Origin of the sequence: Kitasatospora sp. NPDC089509, assembly GCF_044749365.1 — a bacterium.
GTDB lineage: Bacteria > Actinomycetota > Actinomycetes > Streptomycetales > Streptomycetaceae > Kitasatospora.
Genome location: NZ_JBIVHS010000020.1, coordinates 138097 through 164326, shown reverse-complemented (window position 1 = coordinate 164326; position 26230 = coordinate 138097). Strand labels below are relative to the sequence as shown.

General features: G+C 74.1%; 11 protein-coding genes. 8 read left to right on the top strand and 3 right to left on the bottom strand.

Annotation, left to right across the window (positions count from 1 at the left end):
- The first annotated feature begins 93 nt into the window (after window positions 1-93).
- Window positions 94-1815, top strand: coding sequence for a methionine--tRNA ligase (gene metG / locus ACIP4P_RS32655; protein ID WP_400924676.1), 1722 nt, complete (start codon window positions 94-96; stop codon window positions 1813-1815).
- Window positions 1816-1975: 160 nt separating this feature from the next.
- Here metG and sbnB read toward each other — a convergent pair whose 3' ends face one another.
- Both sbnB and ACIP4P_RS32645 read right to left on the bottom strand, forming a co-directional pair.
- Entirely contained in the window at window positions 1976-2983 is a 1008-nt protein-coding gene (sbnB, locus tag ACIP4P_RS32650; RefSeq protein ID WP_350516141.1) for a 2,3-diaminopropionate biosynthesis protein SbnB, read from the bottom strand.
- A 45-nt stretch (window positions 2984-3028) separates the two neighbouring features.
- Window positions 3029-5257, bottom strand: a complete 2229-nt coding sequence (locus ACIP4P_RS32645; protein ID WP_400924674.1) for an MMPL family transporter — start codon at window positions 5255-5257, stop codon at window positions 3029-3031.
- Between the two features lie 461 nt (window positions 5258-5718).
- Between ACIP4P_RS32645 and ACIP4P_RS32640 the strand changes: the two genes are divergently transcribed.
- Window positions 5719-6801 (top strand): ATP-binding cassette domain-containing protein, encoded by a 1083-nt coding sequence (locus ACIP4P_RS32640; protein WP_400924672.1) that lies wholly within the window; start codon window positions 5719-5721, stop codon window positions 6799-6801.
- Window positions 6798-7616 carry an ABC transporter permease gene (locus ACIP4P_RS32635; RefSeq protein WP_400924670.1) on the top strand — a complete coding sequence of 273 codons (819 nt, stop codon included), beginning with the start codon at window positions 6798-6800 and terminating at the stop codon, window positions 7614-7616. The genes ACIP4P_RS32640 and ACIP4P_RS32635 overlap by 4 nt, the downstream gene beginning before the upstream one ends.
- A 116-nt stretch (window positions 7617-7732) precedes the next feature.
- Here the strand turns inward: ACIP4P_RS32635 and ACIP4P_RS32630 are convergent, their stop codons facing one another.
- Window positions 7733-8737 (bottom strand): LuxR family transcriptional regulator, encoded by a 1005-nt coding sequence (locus ACIP4P_RS32630; RefSeq protein ID WP_400924668.1) that lies wholly within the window; start codon window positions 8735-8737, stop codon window positions 7733-7735.
- 159 nt (window positions 8738-8896) lie between these two features.
- Between ACIP4P_RS32630 and ACIP4P_RS32625 the strand changes: the two genes are divergently transcribed.
- From ACIP4P_RS32625 to ACIP4P_RS32605, 5 genes are all read left to right on the top strand, one after another.
- The gene (locus tag ACIP4P_RS32625; RefSeq protein WP_400924666.1) at window positions 8897-9199 is read left to right on the top strand and encodes a hypothetical protein; all 303 of its coding nucleotides are present in this window, start codon (window positions 8897-8899) and stop codon (window positions 9197-9199) included.
- A gap of 253 nt (window positions 9200-9452) precedes the next feature.
- Window positions 9453-9845, top strand: a complete 393-nt coding sequence (locus tag ACIP4P_RS32620) for a hypothetical protein (RefSeq protein WP_400924664.1) — start codon at window positions 9453-9455, stop codon at window positions 9843-9845.
- A gap of 309 nt (window positions 9846-10154) precedes the next feature.
- Window positions 10155-11159 (top strand): 2,3-diaminopropionate biosynthesis protein SbnA, encoded by a 1005-nt coding sequence (sbnA, locus tag ACIP4P_RS32615; RefSeq protein WP_400924662.1) that lies wholly within the window; start codon window positions 10155-10157, stop codon window positions 11157-11159.
- 20 nt (window positions 11160-11179) lie between these two features.
- Entirely contained in the window at window positions 11180-18994 is a 7815-nt protein-coding gene (locus ACIP4P_RS32610; protein WP_400924660.1) for an amino acid adenylation domain-containing protein, read from the top strand.
- Window positions 18991-26184, top strand: a complete 7194-nt coding sequence (locus tag ACIP4P_RS32605) for an amino acid adenylation domain-containing protein (RefSeq protein WP_400924658.1) — start codon at window positions 18991-18993, stop codon at window positions 26182-26184. The genes ACIP4P_RS32610 and ACIP4P_RS32605 overlap by 4 nt, the downstream gene beginning before the upstream one ends.
- Window positions 26185-26230: the final 46 nt, after the last annotated feature.

Sequence of the window (26230 nt, the reverse complement as noted above, 5' to 3'; positions counted from 1 at the left end):
CGGCGGTAGGCTTGGCAGCCCACAGTGGACCCCTGCGCCTGGCACAGCACTCCGGGTGGGGTGCGCGTGCGGGAGAAATCGGAGCATCCGAGGATGGCTCGGCACCTGATCACCAGCGCCCTTCCGTACATCAACGGGATCAAGCACCTGGGCAACATGGTCGGGTCGATGCTCCCGGCGGACGTCTACTCCCGCTACCTGCGCCAACGCGGCCACGAGGTGCTGTACATCTGCGCCACCGACGAGCACGGCACCCCCGCCGAGCTGGCCGCGCAGGAGGCCGGGCTGCCGGTCGCCGAGTTCTGCGCCCGGGCGCACGAGGCGCAGAAGGCGGTGTACGACGGCTTCGCGCTGTCCTTCGACCACTTCGGCCGCAGCTCCTCGCCGCAGAACCGGGAGATCACCCAGGAGATCGCCCGCGAGCTGCAGCGCAACGGCTTCATCGAGGAGCGGGCGATCCGCCAGGTGTACTCCAACGCCGACGGCCGCTTCCTGCCGGACCGCTACATCGTCGGCACCTGCCCGCACTGCGGCTACGACAAGGCGCGCGGCGACCAGTGCGAGAACTGCACCCGGGTGCTGGACCCGACCGACCTGCTGGAGCCGCGCTCGGCGATCAGCGGCAGCGCCGACCTGGAGGTCCGGGAGACCCGGCACCTGTTCCTGCTCCAGTCGGACCTGACCGGGGAGGTCGAGGCCTGGATCGCCGCGCACGGCGACGAGTGGCCGGTGCTGGCCTCCTCGATCGCCCGCAAGTGGCTCACCGAGGGCCTCCAGGACCGCGCGATCACCCGCGACCTGGAGTGGGGCGTCCCGGTGCCGGCCGACGTGTGGCCCGAACTGGCCGCCGAGGGCAAGGTGTTCTACGTCTGGTTCGACGCCCCGATCGAGTACATCGGCGCCACCAAGGAGTGGGCGGACGCCGCCCCGGCCGGACAGGACCGGGACTGGAAGTCCTGGTGGTACGAGGCCGACGGGACCGTCCGCTACACCGAGTTCATGGCCAAGGACAACGTCCCGTTCCACACCGTGATGTTCCCGGCCACCATCCTCGGCTCGCGCCGCCCGTGGAAGAAGGTCGACTACGTCAAGGCCTTCAACTGGCTGACGTACTACGGCGGGAAGTTCTCCACCAGCCAGAAGCGCGGCATCTTCACCGACGTCGCGCTGGAGCTGCTGCCGGCCGACTACTGGCGCTACTTCCTGATGGCGCACGCGCCCGAGTCGGACGACTCCAGCTTCACCTGGGACCTGTTCGCCTCGGTGGTCAACAAGGACCTCGCCGACACCCTCGGCAACTTCGTCAACCGGGTGCTCTCGTTCAGCCGCAAGCGCTTCGGCGACGACGTCCCGGCCGGGGCCGCGGCGGGCGACGCCGAGCAGCGGCTCGGCGAGCAGATCGCCGGCCTGCTGGCCGAGTACGAGACCCAGCTGGACGCGCTCAACTTCCGCAAGGCGGCGCAGGCGCTGCGCGCGCTGTGGAGCGCCGGCAACGCCTACCTGGACGAGAAGGCCCCCTGGCTGCAGGTGAAGACCGACCCGGAGGCGGCGGCGCTCACCCTGCGGACGGCGATGAACCTGATCCACCTGTACGCGGTGGTGTCCGAGCCGTTCATCCCGACCGCGGCGGCGGCGATGCGCGGCGCCTTCGCGCTCCCGTCCGACGAGCGCGGCTGGATCACCGGGGACGAGGCCCGGGCCCTGGAACTGGTCCCGGCCGGAACGCCGTTCACCGTGCCGCCGGTGCTGTTCGCGAAGATCACCGACGAGGACCTGGCGGCCTGGACGGCCCGCTTCGGCGGCGGCGAGGCCTGACCGACCGCGACACCACGAGGGCCCCGACCGCGGTGAGCGGTCGGGGCCCTCGTCGGTGGCGCCGGGCCCGGTGGGGGCCGGTCCCGGAGTAGCCGGCGTCCTCGGCGGGCCCGCTGGGGGCCGGTCCCGCCGTGCGGGCGTGTCGGACACGCCCCGAGGACTACCAGCGGGTCGTCTCGGCGAAGAAGCCGGGGATCTCGGTGGCCTTGCCGGCGGCCACCGCCTCGTCGTGCACCAGCGCGCCGACCGCGAGGTCGAGCACGCCGAGGCCGAAGGGCGAGAAGACCACCGGGCGGTCGGTGCCGACCGCGACCTCGCCCTCGATCACCTGGGCGAGCGTGCCGGTGACGAACTCCCGGTTGCCGTAGAGCTGTTCGGCCAGGTGCGGAGAGGTGTTCGCCTTCATGCAGTGCTCGACGTCGTCCAGCACGTTGTACGCGCCGCCGATGATCTCGGGGGCGAGGTCGCGCAGGGAGATGTTCAGCACCAGCTGCCCGGGGGCGAAGGTCTCCGGGTCGAGGATGTACGGCTCGCCCGCGGTGGTGGCCAGCACCACCACGTCGGCGCCCTTGAGCGTCTCGCCGAGGTCCTCCACCACCCGCGCCGGGTAGCCGAGTTCGGCGTCGGCGTGGTCGGCCAGGGCCCGGGCGTACTCGGCCTTGCGGTCGTGCACCACCAGCTCGTCGATCTCCCACTGCTGGGCGCCGAAGAACTCCAGGATGTTGCGGGCGATGATGCCGGCGCCGACCACCGCCAGCCGGCCGGCGGTGCGCCCGCCGCCGAGCACCTCGGCGGCGAGCACGGCGGAGGCCGCGGTGCGGGCCGCGCTGATCTGCGAGGCCTCCAGGACGGCGAAGGGGTAGCCGGTCTCGTAGTCGTTCAGCAGCAGGGCGGCCGAGGCCCGCGGGAAGCCCCGCTCGACGTTGGCCGGGAAGCTGCTGATCCACTTGATGCCGGCCAGGCCCACGCCGCCGCCCAGGTAGGCCGGCAGGGCGATGATCCGGGCGTCCGGCTTGGCCGGGAACCGCAGGAAGTAGCTGTCGGGGTTGACGGACTCACCGGCGCCGTGGGTCAGGTAGGTCTCCCGGACCTCCTGGACGATCCGCGGGCGGGCTCCCGCGATGACCTCGCGGGCGGTGGTGCCGTCGATGACTCTGAACTCGAACACGGTGGTGGCTCCAGAAGTGGCGGGCGGAGGAGGGGCGGGACCGGGTCAGCCGACGTAGGTGCCGGCCGGCTCGTGCTGCCCGACGGGCTGGGGCACCCCGGCGGCGTGGGCGGGGGCGGTGCGGCGGCCGCCACCGAGCCAGCGCGGCAGGTACCAGTTGCCGTCGCCCAGCAGGGCCATCACCGCGGGCAGCAGCACCGCGCGGACCAGGGTGGCGTCCAGCAGGACCGCGACCGCCAGGCCGATGCCCAGCTGCTTGAAGTCCTGCATGCCCAGGGTGCCGAAGACCGCGAACACCGCGACCATGATCAGACCGGCGCTGGTGACCACCCCGGCGGTGTTGCGGATGCCGAGGCCGACCGCCTCCCGGCTGGACTTGCCCGAGAGGTAGGCCTCACGGATCCGGGAGACCACGAACACGTGGTAGTCCATCGAGAGGCCGAAGAGGACCACGAAGACGAACAGCGGCATCCAGGACTCGATCGCGCCCGGCGCCTTGGTGCCGACCAGCGAGGCGCCCCAGCCGTGCTGGAAGACCGCGGTCATCACGCCGTAGGCGGCCGCCACCGAGAGCAGGTTGAGCAGGATCGAGGTGATCGAGATGGTCAGCGAGCGGAAGGAGAAGAGCATCAGCAGGAAGGTGACGCCCATGACGAAGGCGAAGACCGGGACGATGCTCTTGTCCAGCTGGTTGTTGTAGTCGACCGAGAAGGCGAGGTCGCCGGCGACCAGCGCGGTGGTGCCCGGCACCGCCTTCAGGGTCTGCGGGACGATCTGCCCGCGCAGTGCGGACAGCGCCGCCTTGGAGGTGTCGTCGGTGCCGTTGCCGGCCAGCGGGACGCTGATCTCGGCGATGTTCTTGTCCTTCCAGTACCGCACGTCGATCTGGTTGCCGGTCTTGCCGGACGCCACGGCGGCCTGCTTGAAGTCCTCGATGCCCTTGGCGACCTGCGGCGAGTCGATGTTGTCGGCCTTGACCACCACCATGGCGGGGGAGGGCGAGCCGGGGAACTCCTTGTCGATCTGGTGCGACACCGAGACCAGCGGGTTGTCCGAGGGCAGCAGCTTGTCCATGCCGAGCTTCTCGGTCTTCATGCCGAGCGCCGGGGCGGCCAGCACCAGCAGGACGGCGGCGGCCAGCGTGGCGAAGATCGCGGGCCGGGCCAGCACCCCGCGCAGCAGCGCGTTGGCGGGCTTGGGGTTGGCGACGGCGGCCTGGCGGCGCTTGCTGATCCACGGGATCCGGCCGGACGCGACCTTGTCGCCGAGCATCGACATCAGGGCCGGCAGCACGGTCATCGAACCGACCACCGCGACCGCGACGACCTCGATGGTGGCCATCGCGAAGCCCTCGAAGACGGTCAGCCCGGAGAGGAACATGCCGGCCATCGCGACCATCACGGTGAGACCGGAGACCATCACCGAGTGGCCCGAGGTGTGCGCGGCGATCCGCAGCGCGGTCGCCTTGTCCCGGCCGGCCGCCCGCTCCTCGCGCTCACGGCGCAGGTAGAACAGGCAGTAGTCGACGCCGACGGCGAGGCCCATCAGGAACATCACCGAGTTGGTCATGCCGTCCACCGGCACCGCCTGGCTGCTCAGGGCGAGCAGGCCCATCGCGCCGATGCAGGCGGTGACCGCCAGGGCGACCGGCAGCACGGCCGCCACGAAGGCGCCGAAGACCACCAGCAGGATGCCCAACGCGACAGGCAGGGCGGTCAGTTCGGCCCGCGCGAAGTCGTCGCCGAGGCTGTCGTCGATGCCCTTGAGGGCGCTCGCGCCACCGAACTCGCCGAGGGTCACCTGCGGGTGCGCCTTGGCGGTGTCCTGCACCGCGGTGATGACCGGGTCGATCCGGTCGGCCGCGGTGTCCGGGTCGCCGGTGACGGCGAACATGATCAGCGCGGAGTGCTTGTCGGCCGAGAAGGCCTGGGTGGTGTACGGGTCGCGCAGGTTCTCCGCGAGCCCGGTCTTGTTCACGGCGTCGGCGGTGGCCTGGACGGCGCTGCGGAACTCCGGGGAGTCCGTGGTCAGTCCGTCGCTGTGGACCAGGATCAGCTCGTTGGCCGGATCCTTGATCCCGGCGTCCTTCAGGACCTGGGCGGCCTGGCCCGATTCACCGGTCCCGTAGTCGGCCTGGGTCAGGTTCTTCTGGCCGGCCATGCCACCGATCACGGTGACCAGGACGACGAGGATGATCCAGCCGAACACGGCGGTCTTCCGGTGCTGGGCACTCCACTCGCCCAGTCGGGCCGCGAAATTGCTTTGACGTGCCATTACCTCTCCTGCGGGTCGGCGGCATGATCAAGCCGCGGTGGCGACATTCGGGTTGCGGGTGTGTCCTCACCGGCATGAGGGGGACCGGCGGAATAACCACGACCGTAGGCCCTTCCGAACCGCCGTGGGGCCTCCGGGAGTTGCAGCATCCTGCGGTGGCAAGCTGCTGCCAGTGGAGGCGGCTCGGAGGCTCTTACCTGGCCCGTTCGCCCGGTGCTACGGTCGGTTCCCGTTGAGGGACAACCATTCGAGCGGGCCACCATCGAGTGACGCCGGGCCGATGAACCGGTGAATCCGACCGGCCGCCGAACCCGGGCGACCGCCCGTCGCGCGGGTCGGGACCCGTACCGGGCCGACCCCGCCGAACGATTCCACCGAATTCCGTGATTCCGCGCCGGAATGCGCTCCGGCGTCTTCTGTTCCGAACGATCGACAAACCTCCGTGGAAGGGGGAATGAATGATGGACACCGCTATTCGGGCGACCGGTCTCGGCAAGAGATACGGCGAGCACCACGCCCTCAAGGGCGTCGACCTGGAGGTGGCGGCCGGCACCGTGCTCGGCCTGCTCGGCCCCAACGGGGCCGGCAAGACCACCACTGTCCGACTGCTGGCCACCCTGCTGGAACCCGATCAGGGCCGGGCCGAGGTGGCCGGGTTCGACGTGGTCCGCCAGCAGCGCCAGGTGCGCCGGCGGATCGGCCTGGCCGGCCAGTACGCCGCCGTGGACGGGCTGCTCACCGGCCGCGAGAACCTCGAACTCCTGGGCCGCCTGCTCCACTTGGGACGCAAGGGGGCCCGTGACCGGGCGGCCGAGCTGCTCGCCCGGTTCGAGCTGGAGGACGCCGCCGGAAAGCCGGCCCAGACCTACTCCGGCGGCATGCGCCGTCGGCTGGACCTGGCCGCCGCGCTGATCGGCCGGCCCGCGGTGCTGTTCCTGGACGAGCCGACCACCGGGCTGGACCCGGCGAGCCGGCTGGTGCTCTGGGAGATGGTCCGCGAGCAGGTCGCCCAGGGGGTGACCGTGCTGCTCACCACCCAGTACCTGGAGGAGGCCGACTTCCTGGCCGACCGGATCCTGGTGATCGACACCGGCCGGGTGATCGCCGAGGGCACCCCGGACGAGCTCAAGCGCAAGGTCGGCGACGAGTGGCTGGAGGTGGGCGTCGGCACCGAGGCGGCCCTGCCCCAGGCGCTGGCCGTACTCGCCCCGGTGGCCGCCGCGAAGCCCGAGGTGGACCTCAGCGGGCGCCGGATCACCGTCCAACTGGCCGACGGCATCGGCACGATCGCCGCCGCCGCGGTCGCCCTGGAGACGGCCGGGGTGCCGGTGACGGACTTCGCACTGCGCCGTCCGTCGCTGGACGACGTGTTCTTCCAGCTGACCGGGCGCGGTGCCCAGGTGGGCCGGGCCCCGGAGCAGGCGGCCCCGCAGGGCGAGCGGGCCGAGCCGGAGGAGCGGGGCCGGCCGGAGGAGCCGGCGGAGCGGAACGAGGAGCGGGTACCGGTGGCGGCCGCCGCCGGACGGACGGGAGACCAGCAGTGAGTGACATCGGCGCCCCGGCCGGCCTCGGCACGGCCCTCGGAGACACCGCCGCGCTGATCGGCCGCCATCTGCGGCACCTGCGGCGCACCCCGGAGAAGGTCATCGCGATCACCCTCACCCCGGTGACCATGGTGATCGTGCTCGGCTACCTGTTCGCCTCCGTGGTGACGGTGACCGGCTCCGGCGAGTACCACGACTACGTGATGGCCGGGGTGTTCGCCCAGGTCGGGCTGACCTGCGTCGGCGTGGCCGCCCTGGGCGTGGCCGCCGACCTGCGCACCGGGCTGATCGACCGCTTCCGCTCGCTGCCGATGGGCCGCGCCACGGTGCTGGTCGGCCACACCGCGGCCGACCTGCTCACCACCGCCACCGCCACCGTCGCGGTCGCCCTGGCCGGCCTCGGCGTCGGCTGGCGGATCCACAAGGACCTCGGCTCGGCCGCGCTGGGCTTCGTGCTGGTGCTGGCCTTCGCCTACGCGATGCTCTGGCTGGGCGCGCTGGTCGGCATGGTGCTGAGCAACGCCGAGGCGATCAACGGGATTTCGGCGCTGTTCCTGGTGGCGCTGTCGTTCCTGTCCAACTCGTTCATGCCGCTGACCGGGCTGCCCGGCTGGCTGCGCGCGGTGGCCGAGTGGAACCCGGTGAGCCTGGTGGCCGGGGCCTGCCGGGAGCTGTGGGGCAACGCCCCGGCCGTGGTCGGGGACAGCCTGCCGGACCGGCACCCGGTGCTGCTCGCGGTGATCGTGGTGGCGGGCCTGCTGGCGGTGCTGATCCCGGTCGACCTGCGGATCTACCGCACCGCGGTGACCCGTTGAGGAAGCACCGGGCGGGCCGGTACGGGCGGGGCGGCGACAGTCGCCCCGCCCGGACCGGCTGTTCGCTTCCCGCCCCGGCCCCGGCCCTGGCCCCAGCCCCAGCCCCAGCCCTGGCCCTAGTCGTCCACCCGCTCCGACGCCCCGCCCTGCAGCAGACCGCGCTCGCCGGCGATCACCCCGGCCTGGAACCGGCTCCGACCGCCCAACCAGGCCATCAGTTCCGCGGTGATCCGGCGCGAAGTGCGCACCGAGACACCGAGTTTGCGGGCCACCACCTCGTCGGTGTGGCCCTGGGCGAGCAGGCTGAGCACCGCCATGGCCTGCGGGTTGAGGCCTTCCGTCCCCTTGCCCGAGGACTTCCCGTACGGGGTCGCGTTCTCCCAGACGTACTCGAACAGCGCGCAGAGCGCGGAGACCAGTCCGGGACCGGACAGCACCAGGGCCCCCACACTGGTGTCGTCCGGATCGGTGGGGACGACCGCCACCTTGCGGTCGAAGATCACCAGGCGCATCGGGAGCGACGGGGCTATCCGCACCCGGGCGCCCCTCCCGGTGAGCCACTCCAGGTGGGAGATGGTGCCGCCGTCGTTGGCGGCGCTCTCCAGGTAGATGCTGCGCATCTGCACGCCGCGGTCGAAGACCTCCTGGTCCGCGACCTGCCCGGCTCTTCGGGCGGCCGGCGACTGCCCGCCGCCGGTCGCGAAGCCCATGATCTCGGCGGTGCAGGAGTGCGAGAGCTCCTCCAGTCGCAGCCGGATCTGGTCGACCCCCTCCAACTGCTCGACGCCCAGGCCCCGTTCGCCCTTGCGGCTCTCGGCGTACTGGGCGACGAGCTTGGCCGCCTCCAGCCGGCTCTGGGCGATCTGGCGCTGCCGCTCGGCGAGTTCGGCCTCCTGCCGGCCGATCAGCATCGCCAGGCTGACCTCCGGGTTGACCAGGAGGAGGTGCCCGGGTTCCAGCTCGGAATGCCTGATCAGGGTGAGCCGGGCCAGCCCGTCCAGGGCGTCCCGGACCCGTTGTTCCGGCCAGGTGAGATCGTGCGCGACCCCCGCGATCCCGAGCTCCGGCCGGGCCAGCACCGTCCGGTACACGGCCTCGGCATCGGGATCCAGTCCTAACACTGACAGCACCGCCTGCCCCCCCGATATTGAACCTGATGACGCCACGTCATTGCCGGATCTCGGGGGCATGCTACGACACCCCGCCCACTCTCAGCCGCCGTTTGGGGCCAGGCCCTTTCCTGCGGACTACGTGCGGGTCCACCCACGAGAGGATTTGACATGTATATCACTGTCGGACGTCTGGTTCGGGGTAAGGTCGGGCCGGAACAGGTCACTCCCGACAAACTCGTCGAGTTGCTCCGGAAGGCGGCCGATCCGGTCGACGGACTTGAGCACGTCTATGTCGAGATCGACCCACTCGGCGCCGATCTTGTCTTCTTTCTCGGCCCGCCGAAATCCGGAGAGTCGGATTCCGCCGCACAACGGATCACCCGCCGTTGTCTGCGGGACGCACCTGAACTGCGCGGATGGCGGCTGGCGGCCGAATTCAGCGACGACCGGCTGCCGTTGTTGGAGGAGTGACCTGCGGCGCGAGCGCGGTGCAGGGTGCTGCCAGGGCAGGACCCTGACATCGAGAACTGTGGCACGGAACGTGTGTGCGAGACAGACTTGGTCATGCCGAAGGGGGCCGAAGCCCCCTCCCGGAGGATTCGAGCGCCGGTCCCGCGCGGTCATTCACCGCGGGAATTGAACCAGGCACAGCACTCATCCGTATCACCTGTCTCGCCGCCGCCGATTTAACGGCCCGCGGCTCCATTTGCACCGGGGGTTCATCATGAGCAGCATCACCGTTTCCGCCACCCGCACCGCCGCCCGCGCCGCCGCCGTCCTCGGTCTGCTGCTGGCCGGCGCCGCCCTCACCGCGCCGGTCGCCGGCGCCGCCACCGTGACGACGGCGGCGGCCCAGGGCGCCGGCTCCGTGCACGGGGACGACATCATCTGGGACGGCCCGGTCACCAACGGCACCCCGGTCCACCCGACGGTCGCCCCCGCCCACCCGGCGGCCGGCTCCGCGCACGCCGACGACATCATCTGGGACGGCCCGGTCACCAAGGGCACCCCCGTCCACCCGACGGTCGCCGCCGCCCACGGCGACGACATCATCTGGGACGGCCCGACCGGCAAGACCACCGGCGGCGCGCACGCCGACGACATCATCTGGGACTGACGCCCCCGCTCCACCCGAAGGGGCCGGACGCCCCTCTCCCCGGATTCGGATTCCCTGCCCGCCTGACGTTTCGGCGCCGGATTCGAACCCGATCGCGCAGCCATCCGTTACAGCCCATTTCGCCGCCGCCGGTTCCACGGCCCGCGGCGCCATTCACCATCGGGGGTCCACCATGCGCAGCATCACCGTTTCCGCCGCCCGCACCACCGCCGTCCCGACCGCCGCGGTCACCGGTTCCGTGCACGGCGGCGACGACATCATCTGGGACTGACGTCCCGTCACTCACTCCACCGCGTAGGGGGACGGGCGATGCCCATCATCAGAACGCCGCAGGAGTTCAACGAGGACGAGCTCTTCGTCGACCTGCGGGCGATGTTCGACTATCCGCTGTACCTCAAGTGCGAGGGCTTCAACTTCGCCGGCTCCGTCAAGCTCAAAGCGGCGCTCAGCATGGTCGACGCGGCCGAGCGGGACGGGCGGCTGAACCGTGACTCCATCCTGGTGGAGTCCTCCTCGGGCAACCTCGGGATGGCGCTCAGCATGATCGCCTCCGTCCGGGGCTACCGCTTCATCTGCGTCGTCGACCCACGGACCAATCTGTCCACCCGGCAGCTCATCGAAACCCTCGGCGGCCAGGTGCACATGATCACCGAGCCCTCGCCGGAGACCGGTTTCCTGGGCGCCCGGCTGGACTACGTCCGGGGGCTGTGCGCCTCCTCGCCGCGTTACGTCTGGCTCAACCAGCACGCCAACCCGGACAACTGGCGGGCCCACTACCGCACCACCGCTCCGTCGATCCACCGTCAGTTCCCGGACCTGGAGCTGCTGTTCGTCGGCGCCGGGACCACCGGGACGCTGATGGGTTGCGCCCGCTACTTCAAGGAGCACCGGCCGGCCACCCGGATCGTCGCGGTGGACAGCATCGGCTCCGTCACCTTCGGCGGCGAGCCCGGACCGCGGATGATCCCCGGCCTGGGGGCCGGGGTCCGGCCGGCCCTGCTGGACGAGAGCTTCGTCGACGACGTCGTGCACGTGGCCGAGCTCGACACCGTCCGCACCTGCCACCGGCTCGCCCGCGGCGGGTTCCTGTTCGGCGGCTCGACCGGAACGGTGGTCAGCGGAGCCGCCGCCTGGCTGGCGGAGCACCGCCACGACCAGGACGTCGTCGCCGTGGCCGTCTCGCCCGACCTGGGCGACCGCTACCTCGACACCATCTACCAGAGCGCGTGGGTGCGCGACATCTACGGCGTCGACGCACTGGATGCGGTCGAACGCCCGGCGACGCCCAACGCCATTGCCACGGGGGTTAGATGACGATGCGTCACACATCGCCATTGTTCGAATCAGCACATCCGGAAGAACTGCCGCTGTCCGCCGCCCAGCGGGAGATGTGGTTCGCCCAGCAGCTCGACCCGGGCAACCCGGTGTTCACCATGGCGGACTGCCTGGAGCTGACCGGCCCGCTGGACCACCGGCGGCTGCGGGCCGCCTGGCAGCGCGTGCAGGACCGCACCGAGTGCCTGCGGGTGCGCTTCGCCGAGCGTGACGGGCAGCCGGTCCAGATCGTCGAGCCGCCGCAGCCGCGGCCCCTTCCGGTGCTCGACCTGACCGGCGAACCGGACCCGCTCGCCGCTGCCGAAACGTTTCTGGAGACCGACCGGCAACTGCCCTCCTCGCTCGGCCCCGACTCGCTGGCCGCCACCCTGGTGCTGATCGGCCCCGGGCTGGCCTGGCTGTACATGAAGGCCAACCACATCCTGCTGGACGGCTTCAGCCGCGCCCTGGTCTACCGCCGGCTCGCCGCCGAGTACGACCTGCCCGACGCCGAACCCGCCGCCGACCCCACCCTCGCCGAACTGCTCGCCGAGGAACACGACCACCTCGACTCCCCCGCCCACCAGCGCGACCGCGCCTACTGGGCCGAGCAGTTGGCCGACGGCCTCGAACCCACCGTGCTCTCCGGCCACCTCGGCGCACCCGCCCGGTCCACCGTGCGCAGCACCGGCCGGATCCCGGTCGACACCGTCACCAGGCTGCAGGACGCCGCCTGGGCCGAGCGGGTCACCTGGCAGACCCTGCTGATCGGCGCCACCGCCGGCTGCCTGGCCCAACTCGGCGGCACCGACCGGGTCGTGCTCACCCTCCCGGTCGCCGCCCGCACCACCCCGCTGGCCCAGTCCGTGCCCGGCATGCGCGCCAACTTCCTGCCGCTGCCGCTGGACGCCCACCCCGCGCTCGGCCGCGACGGCCTGCTCACCCGGACCGCCGCCGTCCTGCGCGGTACGCTGCGCCACCAGCGCCACCGGCACGACGCGATCCGCCGCGAACTCGGACTGACCGGTGACGCCGGCCGCACCTTCGGCCCCACCGTCAACGTGCTGCAGACCGGCGGCACCTTCGCCCTCGGCGACTGCCGGGCGAGGGTCCGCAACCTGTCCACCGGCCCCGTCCCGGACCTCCAGATCCTCTTCCTGGACAGCGAGGAGGACGGCTGCGAGCTGCGCGTCGACGGCGACGCCGACCGCTACCCGCAGGAGCGCCTGGACCTCTTCCGGGACGCCCTGCTCGGCTACCTCGCCCAGTTCGCCACCGTCTCCACCGAACTGCCGGTCGGCCGGATCACCGCCCTGCCCGATGCCGAGCGCGAGCGGGTGCTGATCGAGTGGAACACCTACGGGCAGCAGCCCGAGGCCTTCACCGACGTGCTGCCCCGGATCCGCGAGCTCGCCCTGGCCCGCCCCGACGCCGTCGCCGTCCAGGACGACGACGGCCGGCTCGACTACGCCGAGCTGGTCGCCCGGGCCGGCGCGCTGTCCCGCCGGCTGATCGCGGCCGGCGCCGGACCGGACCGGCTGGTGGCGATCGCCGCCGCCCCCGGCACCGGCTTCGTCACCGCCGTGCTCGGCGTGCTCGGCGCCGGCGCCGCCTGGCTGCCGCTGGACGTCCGGGCCCCGGCCGCCCGCGGCGCGGCCCTGGTCGAGGCCGCCGGCGCCGCCGTGCTGCTGCACGGCGAGGACCAGCGGCCGTACCTGGACACCCTGCTCGATGCGCTGCCCACGCGCCCCGCCGTCCTCGCCCTGGACCGGGCCCGCGACGAACAGTTGCCGGCCCCGGCCGGCAGCGGCGACGACCTGGCGTACGTCATCTACACCTCGGGCTCCACCGGCCGCCCCAAGGGCGCCATGGTGCACCGCGACGGCATGGTCAACCACCTGCTGGCCAAACACGCCGACCTGGAGCTGTCCGAGGCCGACACGGTGGTGCACAACGCCCCGGTCACCTTCGACATCTCGGTCTGGCAGATGCTCAGCCCGCTGGTCGCGGGCGGACGGCTGCGGGTCGTGTCCCGCGAGCTCGCCGCCGACCCGGGCGCGCTGTTCGCGCTCGCCGACGCCGAGGGCGTCACCGTCCTGGAGGTCGTCCCCTCGCTGCTGCGGGCCGCCCTGGACGCCTGGGAGGCCGGTGCCGCCCGGCCCGGACTCGCCCTGCTGCGACGGCTGGTGGTCACCGGCGAGGCACTGCCCGCCGACCTGGCCCGGCGCTGGTTCGCGCTGTGCCCCGGCATCCCGCTGGTCAACGCCTTCGGGCCGACCGAGTGCTCGGACGACGTCACCCACGCCCTGATCTGCTCCCCCGCCGACCTGGACTCGGTGCGCGCCCCGATCGGCCGCCCGGTCCGCGACACCCGGCTGTACGTCCTCGGCGACTCGCTGCAGCCCGTCCCGGCCGGACAGCCCGGCGAACTGTACGTCGGCGGGCGCGGCGTCGGCCGCGGCTACCTCGACGACCCGCGGCGCACCGCCGGGGCCTTCGTCGCCGACCCGTACGCGCCCGCCCCCGGCTCCCGGATGTACCGCACCGGCGACCGGGTGCTGCACCGCTCCGACGGCCAACTGGAGTTCCTGGAACGGGTCGACCACCAGGTCAAGATCCGCGGCCACCGGATCGAGCCCGGCGAGGTCGAGGCCGCGCTGCGCGCCGTGCCCGGCGTGGCCGACGCGGTGGTGACCGTCGCCCGGGACCCGTCCGGCGGCACCCGGCTGGTCGCCCACCTGACCGGCGACGCCGACCCGGCCGCCGTCCGCGCCGAACTGGCCCGGACGCTGCCCGACTACATGGTCCCGGCCGCGCTGGTGCCACTGGCCGCACTGCCGCTGACCCCCAACGGCAAGGTGGACCGCAAGGCCCTGCCGGTGCCCGACTTCAACGCGCCGCGGCGCGACCGGCGGGCCCCGGCCACCGAGCGCGAGGCACTGCTGTGCGCGCTGTTCGCCGAGGTGCTGGAGCTGGACGGGGTCGGCGCCGACGAGGACTTCTTCGCGCTCGGCGGGCACTCGCTGCTGGCCGGCCGGGTGGTCACCGGGCTGCGCGCCCGGCTCGGCGTCGAACTGCCGATCCGCACCCTGTTCGAGGCGCCCACCCCGTACGCCCTGGCGCTCGCCCTGGACGGCGCCGCACCGGCCCGCGAGGAGCTGACGGCCGGCCCCCGGCCGGACCGGATCCCGCTCTCCCCCGGACAGCAACGGCTCTGGTTCCTCTCCCAGTTGGACGCCGCTGGCGCCACCTACCACCTCTCCCACGCGGTCCGGCTGACCGGACCGCTGGACCGGGCCGCGCTCGCCGCGGCACTGGCCGACGTGGTGGCCCGGCACGAGAGCCTGCGCACCGTCTTCCCGGCCGAGGACGGCCGCCCGCACCAGCGGGTGCTGCCGGTCGGCGAGGCCTGCCCCGAGCTGCCGGTGCTGCCGTTCACCGGCCGGACGGCCGAGGAGCTGGACGCCGAACTGGCCGCCCGGGCCGGCACCCCCTTCGACCTGGCCGCCGAACCGCCGCTGCGCACCGTGCTGTTCGAGACCGGTGGCGCGGAGCACGTGCTGCTGCTGGTGCAGCACCACATCGCGGCCGACGGCTGGTCGGTGCGTCCGCTGGTCGACGACCTCCAGGCCGCCTACCGGGCCCGACTGGCCGGGCGCGCCCCGGAGTGGGCCGACCTGCCCGTCCAGTACGCCGACTACACCCTGTGGCAGCGTCGACTGCTCGGCGAGCCGGACGACCCGAACAGCCTGATGAATCGTCAGCTCGACTACTGGGCAGGCCAGTTGGCCGACCTGCCGGAGGAACTGGCACTGCCCGTCGACTTCCCCCGGCCGGCGGTGCCCAGCTACCGCGGCGCCACCGTGCCGCTGCGGCTGGACGCCGGGGCGCACCGCGCACTCACCGCACTGGCCCGCGAGGCCGGCGCCAGCCCGTTCATGGTGGTGCAGGCGGCACTGGCCGTACTGCTCGGCAAGCTCGGCGCGGGCACCGACATCCCGCTCGGCACCCCGGTCGCCGGGCGCACCGCGCAGTCCCTGGACGACCTGGTCGGCTTCTTCGTCAACACCCTGGTGCTGCGCACCGACCTGTCCGGCGACCCGAGCTTCCGCACCCTGGTCGGCCGCGCCCGGGAGACCGTACTGGCCGCCCTGGCCCACCAGGACGTGCCGTTCGAGCGACTCGTCGACCGGCTCGGCGCCGGCCGCTCACTGGCCCGCCAGCCGCTCTTCCAGGTGATGCTCGCCTTCCAGAACAACGCCGGGGCCCGCCCCGAGCTGCCCGGCCTGACCGCCGAGGTCAGCCCGGTCGGCTCCGGGACGGCCAAGTTCGACCTCGCCTTCGAACTCGTCGAGCAGTACGACGGAGCGGGCGGGCCGGACGGCCTCACCGGCACCCTGGAGTACAGCACCGACCTGTTCACCGAGCGCACCGCGCGCGGCCTGGCCGACCGGCTGACCCACCTGCTGGGCCTGCTGACCGACCAGCCGGACCGGCCGCTCAGCGGACTGGACGCCCTGCTGCCCGAGGAGCGCGAGCGGCTGCTCGGCACCTGGAGCGGGGCCGACCGTCCGACCACCGTCGGCGCGGTCCGGCTGCCGGACGTCTTCCAGGAGCGGGTGCACCGCGCGCCCGAACGGCCCGCGCTGCACTGGTTCGAGGACGGCGCGGTGCGCGCCGTGACCGGCTACGGCGAGCTCAACGAGCGCGCCAACCGGCTGGCCCACCACCTGATCGCCCTGGGCGCGGGCCCCGGACGGATCGTCGCCCTGGCGCTGCCGCGCACGGTCGACGCGGTCGTCGCGGTGCTCGCGGTCCTCAAGACGGGCGCGGCCTACCTCCCCGTCGACCCGGCGTACCCGCGCGAGCGGATCGCCTACCTGCTGGACGACTCCGCCCCGCTGGCGGTGCTCAGCCACGGCACGGTGGCGCAGCGGCTGCCGGAGACGCGGAGCGCACCCGTGCTGCTGCTGGACGACCCTGCCACCGCCGCCGCGATCGCCGCCGCCCCGGCGCACGACCCGCGGGACGCCGAGCGGACCACCCCGCTGGGGCCGGACCACCCGGCGTACGTGATCTACACCTCCGGCTCCACCGGCCGCCCCAAGGGCGTGCTGGTGCCGCACCGGGCGGTGGCCGCGCTGGCCGCCGAACACGGCCGCTTCGCCGTCGACGAAGGCACCCGGCTGCTGCAGTTCGCCTCGTTCAGCTTCGACGCCGCCGCCTGGGAGCTGTTCACCGTGCTGCTCAACGGCGCCGTCCTGGTGCTGGCCGCGGAGCCCGACCGGGCGCCCGGCGAGCCGCTCGCCGAGCTGGTCGCGACGGCCGGCGTCGAGGTGGTCTGCCTGCCGCCGACCGTGCTGGCCGCCTGGCCCGGCCGGCTGCCGATGCCCGAGGGGCTGACCCTCATCACGGCCGGCGAGGCCTGCCCGCCCGAACTGGTCGACCGCTGGTCCGCGGGCCGGCGGATGCTCAACGCGTACGGCCCGACCGAGACCACGGTCTGCGCCACCGTCAGCGAACCCCTGGCCGGAGCGGTCAAGCCGCCGATCGGCCGACCGCTGGCCGGTGCCCGGGTGTACGTGCTGGACGCGGCGCTGCGGCCGGTCCCGCCGGGCGTGATCGGCGAACTGTACGTGGCCGGCGCCGGGGTGGCCCTGGGCTACCTGCACCGGCCCGAGCTCACCGCCCAGCGCTTCACCGCCGACCCGTACGGCGACCCGGACGACCGGATGTACCGCACCGGCGACCTGGTGCGCTGGACGGCCGACGGCCAGCTGGACTACGTCGGCCGGGTCGACGAGCAGGTCAAGCTGCGCGGCTTCCGGATCGAACTCGGCGAGATCGAGACCGCGCTGCTGGCCCGGCCGGGCGTCGAGCAGGCCGCCGCGGTGGTCCGCGAGGACCGCCCCGGCGACAAGCGGCTGGTCGCCTACGTGACCCCGGCCGACCTGCCGGTCGGCGAACTGCGGGCCGCCCTCGCGGCCGAACTGCCGGACTACCTGGTGCCGTCCGCGTTCGTCCCGCTGGACACCCTGCCGCTGACCGGCAACGGCAAGCTGGACCGCCGGGCGCTGCCCGCGCCCGACTACACCGCCGCCTCCACCGGCCGGGCCCCGGCCGACGCCCGGGAGGCCGCGTTCTGCGCGGTCTTCGCCGAGGTCCTCGGACTGCCCTCGGTCGGCGCCGACGACGGGTTCTTCGACCTGGGCGGGGACAGCATCGTCTCCATCCAGCTGGTCAGCCGGGCCCGTGCGGCCGGGCTGGTGGTCACCGCGCAGGACGTCTTCACCCACCGGACCCCGGCCGCGCTGGCCGTGGTGGCCCGCGACGGCGAGGAGGCGGTGGCCACGGTCGGCACCGAGGACGGCGTCGGCGAGCTGGGACAGCTGCCGATCGGGCACTGGCTGCGCGACCTCGGCGGACCGGTCGACGGCTTCCACCAGGCCGTCCTGGTGCGCACCCCGCCCGACGCCACCCGGGAGTCGCTGACCGCGGCGCTGCAGGCGGTGCTGGACCACCACGACGCGCTGCGGATGCGGCTGCGGCCCGACTGGTCGCTGCTGATCGGCGCACCCGGCACGGTGGACGCCGCGGCACTGCTGCGGATCCACGACGGGCCGACCGTGGACTGGCCCGCCGAGGCGGTCGCCGCCCGCGAGCGGCTGGCGCCCGGCGCGGGCCGGATGGTCCAGGCGCTCTGGCACCCGTCCGGCGGCGAGCTGCTGCTCACCCTGCACCACCTGGTGGTGGACGGGGTGTCCTGGCGGATCCTGCTGCCCGACCTGGCCCGCGCCCACACGGCCGCGACCGCGGGCGAACCGGTCCGGCTGCAACCGGTCGGCACCTCGCTGCGGCACTGGTCCGCCCTGCTGGAGCGAACCGCCGGCAGCCCCGAACTGCGCGCCCAACTCGACTGGTGGCGCGCCGAGTCGGCCGACGACGGGGAGCCGCTCGGGCACCGGCCCGCCGACCCGGCGGTGGACACCTTCGGCACCGCCCGGACCCTGCACCGGGTCCTGGACACCGACACCACCGCGGCCCTGCTCACCGAGGTCACCGGGGCGTTCCACGCCGAGGTGAACGACGTGCTGCTGACCGCCCTGGCGCTCGCCGTCGCCGACTGGCGCCGGCGCACCGGGCGGCCGGAACGCCCGGTGCCGGTCGAACTGGAGGGCCACGGACGCGAGGAGTTCGCCCCCGGGGTGGACCTCTCCCGCACGGTCGGCTGGTTCACCACCGCCTACCCGCTGCGGCTGGACCCCGGCCCGGTCGACCTCACCGAGGCGCTGGCCGGCGGCCCGGCCGCCGGGCACAGCCTCAAGCTGGTCAAGGAGCACCTGCGGATGGTGCCCGGCCACGGACTCGGCTGGGGCCAACTGCGCCACCTGGACGGGACCGGCGCCCGACAGCTGGCCGGCGCCGCCCGGCCGCAGCTCGGCTTCAACTACCTGGGCCGGCTGCCCGCGCCCACCGGCGAGGACTGGTCGCTGACCGAGCAGGCCGCCGCCCTGGCCGCCGGGGCCGACCCGGGGATGCCGCTGCCGCACGTCCTGGACGTCAACGCGGTCACCGAGGACGGCCCGGACGGCCCGCGGCTGAGCGCCCGCTGGACCTGGGCCGGCCTGGCCCTGCCGCAGGCCGACGCCGAGGACCTCGCCGAGGGCTGGTTCCACGCCCTGCGGGCCCTGGTCCGGCACACCCGGGAGCCCGGGGCCGGCGGCTGGACGCCCTCCGACCTCGACCTGGTGGCACTCAGCCAGGACGAGATCGACGAGTTCGAGGACGAGATGGACGACATGGACGACACGGAAGACTGGGGGGACGGGCAGTGACCACGGCCGCGGCCGGGCCCCGCACCGGGCGACGACCCGGGCGGAGCTCCAATCTGAGCGACATCCTGCCGGTGGCACCGCTGCAGGCCGGACTGATGTTCCACGCGCAGTACCACCGCGAGGAACTCGACGTCTACACCGTGCAGTTGGCCCTGGACCTGGCCGGCGACCTGGACCCGGCCCGACTGCGCCGGGCGGTCACCGCCCTGCTGGAGCGCCACCCCAACCTGCGGGCGGCCTTCCGCTACCGCAGGAACGGCGACCCGGTGCAGGTGGTGCCGCGCGACGTCCCGCTCGACTGGCGGGAGGTCGACCTGCGGACCGGCCTCCAGGACCCCGACCAGCTGGCCCGACAGGACCGGCTGCGCCCCTTCGACCTGGCCCGCCCGCCGCTGCTGCGCTTCAGCCTGCTGCGGCTCGGCGACCGCCAGCACCGGCTGGTGCTGACCTCGCACCAGATCCTGTTCGACGGCTGGTCGATGCCGATCGTGGTGCGCGAGCTGTTCGCCTGCTACGCCGACGGCGGCGTCTCGCTGCCCCGCCCCGCCCCGTACCGGTCCTACCTGGCCCACCTGGCCCGGCAGGACCGGGCGGCGGCCGAGGCGGCCTGGAGCGCCGCACTGGCCGGCTTCACCGAGCCCACCCGGCTGTCCGGCACCGGAACGGCCGGGCCCGGAATGCCCGGCGAGCACGCCGTCGAACTGGACGAGCGGGAGTTCGCCGCGCTCACCGGCTGGGCCCGCAGCCGCGGCCTGACCGTCAACACCGTGGTGCAGGGCGCCTGGGCGACCGTGCTGGGCACCCTCACCGGGCTGCGCGACATCGTCTTCGGCGGCACCGTCTCCGGCCGCCCGCCGGAGCTGCCCGGGGTCGAGACCATGGTCGGGCTGTTCATCAACACCCTGCCGGTGCGGGTCGACCTGGACCCGGCGCGGAGCTTCACCGAACTGCTCGGCGACCTCCAGGACCGCCAGTCCCTGCTGCTCCCGCACCAGCACCTCGGCCTCGACACCGTCCAGCGGCTGGCCGGCGTGGGCGACCTCTTCGACAGCGTGCTGGTCTTCGAGAACTACCCGCTCGACCCGAAGGCCCTGGCCGGCGAGGTCGCCGGACTGCGGCTGACCGACCTGCGGGCCGGCGACGCCAACCACTACCCGCTCAGCCTGATGGCCCTGCCCGGCGACCGGCTGCGCCTCCAGATCGGCTACGACACCGCCCGGTTCACCCCGGCCGAGGCCGCCGTCGTCGCCGAACGGCTGCTGCACGTGCTGCGCACCGCCCGGGCCGAGCCGGACCGCCCGCTCGGACAGCTGGACCTGCTGCTGCCCGGCGAGCGCGCCCGGCTGGCCGTCCCCGCCCCGGAGCCGGCCGAGACCGACCCGTGGACGGACGTGGTGGCCCGGGTCCAGGAGTTCGCCCGCACCACCCCGACCGCGGTCGCGGTCTCCGACGGCGCCGAACGCCTCACGTACGCCCAACTGGCCGGCCGGGCCGGCGCGGTGACCCGGGCCCTGGTCAAGGCCGGCGTCGACGCCGGGACCGGGCCGGTCGGGGTGCTGGCCCCGCCCGGCTGCGGCTTCGTCACCGCCGTCCTCGGCGTGCTCGGCGCGGGCGCGGCCTGGCTGCCGCTGGACGTCGCCGCCCCGGTCCGGCGCGGCGCCGTGCTGGCCGCCGAGGCGCGGATCGGCGCCCTGCTGGTCGACCCCGGCGAGCGCGGCACCGCCGCCGAACTGCTGGCCGGGGCCGGACTGGACGTCCCCGTCCTGGAGTTGGGCCCGCGGGCCGCCAAACGGCCGCCCGCACCGCGCGGCGCCGCCGACGACCTGGCGTACGTCATCTTCACCTCGGGCTCCACCGGCCGCCCCAAGGGCGCCATGGTGCACCGCGCGGGCATGGTCAACCACCTGCTGGCCAAGGTCGACGACCTGGAACTGGACCGGGACACCGTGCTGGTCCACAACGCCCCGGTCACCTTCGACATCTCGGTCTGGCAGATGCTCGCCGCGCTGGTCGTCGGCGGGCGGCTGCGGGTCACCGGCCGCGAACTCGCCGCCGACCCGCAGGCCCTGTTCGGCCTGGTCGCCCCCGAGGGCGTCACCGTGCTGGAGGTCGTCCCCTCGCTGCTGCGGGCCGCCCTGGACGGCTGGGACGCCGGCGCCGAACCGCCCGCCCTGGACGGGCTGCGCAAGCTGGTGGTCACCGGCGAGGCGCTGCCCGCCGACCTGGCCCACCGCTGGTTCGCCCGGCACCCGGCGATCCCGCTGGTCAACGCGTACGGGCCGACCGAGTGCTCGGACGACGTCACCCACGCCCTGATCGGCGCCCCCGCCGAGCTGGACTCGGTGCGCGCCCCGATCGGCCGGGCCGTCCGCGGCACCGGACTGTACGTCCTGGACGGCGCGCTGCGCCCGGTGCCGGACGGCGTCCCCGGCGAGCTGTACGTCGGCGGGCGCGGCGTCGGCCGCGGCTACCTGGACCAACCCGCCCGCACCGCCGCGGTGTTCACCGCCGACCCGTTCAGCCCGCGGCCGGGCGCCCGGATGTACCGCACCGGCGACCGGGTGATCCGGCGGCCGGACGGCGCACTGGAGTTCCTGGAGCGGGTCGACCACCAGGTCAAGATCCGCGGCCACCGGATCGAGCCCGGCGAGGTCGAGGCCGCGCTGCGCTCGATCGACCGGGTCGGCGACGCCGTGGTGGTGGTCCGCCGCGGCACGGCCGGCGACGCCCGGCTGGTCGGCTACGTGACCGGCGACCTCGACCCGGCCCGCTGCCGGACGGCAGCCGCCGCGCTCCTGCCCGAGTACATGGTGCCCGCCACCCTGGTGGTGCTGGACGCCCTGCCGCTGACCCCCAACGGCAAGGTGGACCGCGCGGCGCTGCCCGAGGTCGACCCCGCCGCCACCGGCACCGGCCGCGGCCCGCGCACCCCGCAGGAGGAGGTGCTCTGCACCGCCTTCGCCGAGGTGCTGGACCTGCCGAAGGTCGGCATCGACGAGGACTTCTTCCAGCTCGGCGGGCACTCGCTGCTCGCCACCCGGCTGGTCAGCCGGGTCCGCACCCTGCTCGGCGCCGAACTGGCGATCCGCACCCTGTTCGAGGCCCCCACGGTGGCCGCGCTGGCCGGGCGGCTCACCCGGGACGCCGTCCGCCCCGCGCTCACCGCCGGGGAACGCCCGGAGCGGCCGCCGCTGTCGTACGCCCAGCAGCGGCTCTGGTTCCTGGACCGGCTGGAGGGCCCGTCCGCCACCTACCACCTGCCCTGGACGCTGCGGCTGCGCGGCGCCCTGGACCGGACCGCGCTGGCCGCCGCGCTGACCGACGTGATCGAGCGGCACGAGAGCCTGCGCACCGTCTTCCCGGACCGCGACGGCCTGCCGTACCAGCGGGTCCTCAGCACCGAACAGGCCGCCGTCGGGCTGCCGCTGCGCGAGCTCCCCGCAGCCGAACTGAGCGCGGCCGCCCAGGAGTTCGCCCGGGCCGGGTTCGACCTGGCGAACCGGCCGCCGATCCGGGCCACCCTGCTCGCGGCCGGCCCGGAGGACCACCTGCTGGTCGTGGTGATCCACCACATCGCCGGGGACGGCTGGTCCAACGGCCCGCTCACCCGCGACCTCTCCGCCGCCTACACCGCCCGACTGGCCGGCCACGCGCCCGACTGGGCGCCGCTGCCGGTGCAGTACGCCGACTACGCGCTCTGGCAGCGCGGACTGCTCGGCGAGGAGACCGACCCCGGCTCCGCGATGTCCAGGCAACTCGCCTACTGGAAGGAGCAGTTGGCCAACCTGCCGGACGAGCTCCAGCTGCCGGTGGACACTCCCCGGCGGGCCGTCACCGGCTACCGCGGCGGCGGCGTCCGCTTCGCCGTCCCCGCCGGGGTGCACCGGGCCGCCCTCGCGCTGGCCCGGGACAGCGGCGCCAGCCTGTTCATGGTGCTGCAGGCCGCCCTGGCCACCCTGCTCCACCGGCTCGGCGCGGGCGAGGACATCCCGCTCGGCACCCCGATCGCCGGCCGCACCGACGACGCCCTGGAGGACCTGGTCGGCTGCTTCGTCAACACCCTGGTGCTGCGCACCGACCTGTCCGGCGCCCCGACCTTCCGCGAGCTGCTGGACCGGGTCAAGGCCGCCGACCTGGCCGCCTACGCCCATCAGGACCTGCCCTTCGAGAAGCTGGTCGACGCCCTCGGCCCCGAGCGCGCCCAGGCCCGCAACCCGCTGTTCCAGACCCTGCTGGCCCTGCACAACAACGCCGCCGCCCGGCTGGACCTGCCCGGCGTCACCGTCGAGGCGGGCGCGGCCGAACTGGGCACCGCCCGGCTCGACCTCGCCTTCGAACTCGCCGAGGCCCCGGACCCGAACGGAGGCGTGGGCACGGGCTCGGGCCCGGCCGGCCTCACCGGCCGGCTGGAGTACAGCACCGACCTGTTCACCGAGGCCGGCGCGACCCGGCTCACCGAACGCCTGGTGCACCTGCTGACCGCCCTGGTGGACCAGCCCGACCGCCCGGTCACCGCCGCCCCGGCCCTGCTCCCCGGCGAGCCGGAGCGACTGCTGGCCGCCGGGGTCGGCCCCGACGCGCTGGTCAGCGACCGCACCCTGGCCGAGCTGCTGGAGGCCGCCGCGGACGCCCGTCCGGACGACCCGGCGCTCGAATTCGGCACCGAACGGCTGGACTTCGCCGAACTGCACCGCCGGGCCAACCGGCTCGCCCGCGCCCTGCTCGCCCGGGGCGCCGCGCCCGACCGGGTGGTGGCGATCGCCCTGCCGCGCTCGGTCGACCTGGTGGTCGCCGCCCTCGCGGTGGTCAAGTCCGGCGCCGCCTACCTGCCGATCGACCCGTCCTACCCGGCCGACCGGATCGCCGCGATGGCCGAGGACGCCCGGCCGGTGCTCACCGTCACCCGGGCCGAGGTGGCCGCCGCCGTCCCCGCCCTGGCGGCCGGAACACCGCTGCTGCTGGACGACCCGGCCACCCGCGCCCTGATCGACGGCCAGACCCCAGAACACCTGCGCCCGGCCGAACTGGCCGCGCCGGTACGGCCCGGGCACGCCGCGTACGTCATCTACACCTCGGGCTCCACCGGCCGCCCCAAGGGCGTCGTGGTGCCCCGCGGCGCCCTGGCCAACCACCTGCTCGACCTGGCCGGCCGGCTCGGCCTGGGCCCCGGCCGCAGCCTGCTCGCGGTCACCACCTTCGGCTTCGACATCGCCAACCTGGAGCTGCTGGCCCCGCTGCTCGGCGGCGCCCGGCTGGTGGTCGCCCCGCTGGAGACCGTCCGCGACCCCGACCTGCTGGCCGAACTGATCCGCACCAGCGGACCGGACGTCCTCCAGGCCACCCCGACGCTCTGGCACGCCCTGGTCGGCAGCCACCCGCAGGCCCTGGCCGGACTGCACGTGCTGACCGGCGGCGAGGCGATCGGCCCGGCCCTGGCCGAGGCGCTGACCGGCGCCGCCGCCAAGGTCACCAACCTGTACGGCCCGACCGAGACCACCATCTGGTCGCTCGCCGCCGAGCTCCCGCCCGGCCAGGCCGGCCCGCCGCCGATCGGCCACCCGCTAGCCGGCAACCAGGTCCGGCTGCTGGACGCCACGCTGCGCCCGGTGCCGCCGGGCGTGGTCGGCGAGCTGTACCTGTCCGGCGCGGGCGTCGCCCGGGGCTACCTGGACCGCCCGAGCCTGACCGCCGACCGCTTCACCGCCGACCCGTACGGCCCACCGGGCAGCCGGATGTACCGCACCGGCGACCTCGCCCGGCTCCGGCCGGACGGCGCGCTGGACTACCTCGGCCGGGTGGACCACCAGGTCAAGATCCGCGGCTTCCGGATCGAACTCGGCGAGATCGAGGCGGTGTTGACCGACCATCCGGCCGTCGAACGCTGCGCCGTGGTGGACCGGGAGGACGGCCCCGGCGAACGCCGGCTGGTCGCCTACCTGGTGCCCGCCGGGCCGGACCGCCCCGACCCCGCCGCGCTGCGCGCCCATCTGGCGGCCGTCCTGCCGGAGTACATGCTCCCGACCGGGTACGTCCCGCTGGCGGCGCTGCCGCTCACCCCGAACGGCAAGGTGGACCGCAAGGCGCTGCCCGCCCCCGGCGCCGCCGACCGGGCCGCCGCGCGCTCCGCCGGACGGCCCCCGAGCGGGCCCGTCGAGCTCGCCCTGAGCCGGGTCTTCGCCGAGGTGCTCGGCCTGGCCGAGGACGGGGTCGGCGCCGAGGACGGCTTCTTCGAACTGGGCGGCGACAGCCTGAAGTCCATCCAACTGGTCAGCCGGGCCCGGACCGCCGGACTGTCGCTCACCCCCGCCGACGTCTTCGCGCACCGCACCGTGGCCGGCCTGGCCCGGGTCTCCGGCGCCTCCGAGGACACCGGTGCGCCCGAGGACACCGGCGTGCCCGGGGGACTCGGTGCGCCGGAGGACCCGTACGCCCCCGTCCTGGCGATCCGGCCGACCGGCGACCGCCGCCCGCTGTTCTGCGTGCACGGCGCGGTCGGACTCGGCTGGCCCTTCCTGGCACTCGCCGCGGAAATTGACGCGGACATTCCCGTGTACGCATTCCAGACGAGTGGCGTCCGCACGCCGGAAAAGCCCGCGGAGTCCGTCCGGGAAATCGCCGGAAAATATCTCGGAAGAATGCTGGAAATCCAGCCGCAGGGGCCCTATCGTGTTCTCGGCTGGTCATTCGGAGGGCTCGTCGCCCACGAGATCGCCATCCAGCTCCAGGCCCGCGGCGAGCAGGTCGAACTGCTCGCCGACCTGGACGGCTTCCCCGGCACCGGCACCCCGACCGAGGAGCCGCCGAGCGAGTCGGCCGTCCTGGCCGAACTCCTGGAACGGGCCGGCCTCCCCGCCGACGGACCGCTCGACCCGGCCACCGCGCGACAGCGCCTGGCCGAGGCCGGCAACCCGCTCGCGGAGCTGGACGAGACCGAGTTGACCCGCCTGCTCGGAGTGATCCGCACCCACGGCGTGCTGGGCGACGCCCACCGCCCGGGCCGCTACCGGGGCGACCTGCTCCTGTTCACGGCCACCCACGGCCTCACCCCCGGCGCCCCCGGCGCCGAGTCCTGGCAGCCGCACGTGACCGGCCGGATCCTCCGGCACCCGGTCGACAGCGACCACGACTCGATGCTCGGAACGGCCCCGGCCGGCTTCATCGGAAAGATCCTGTCGGCCGCCCTGAAATAGCCGGTCGGCCACCCCGGACAACACTCCCGGGGGAATTCCCCCCGGG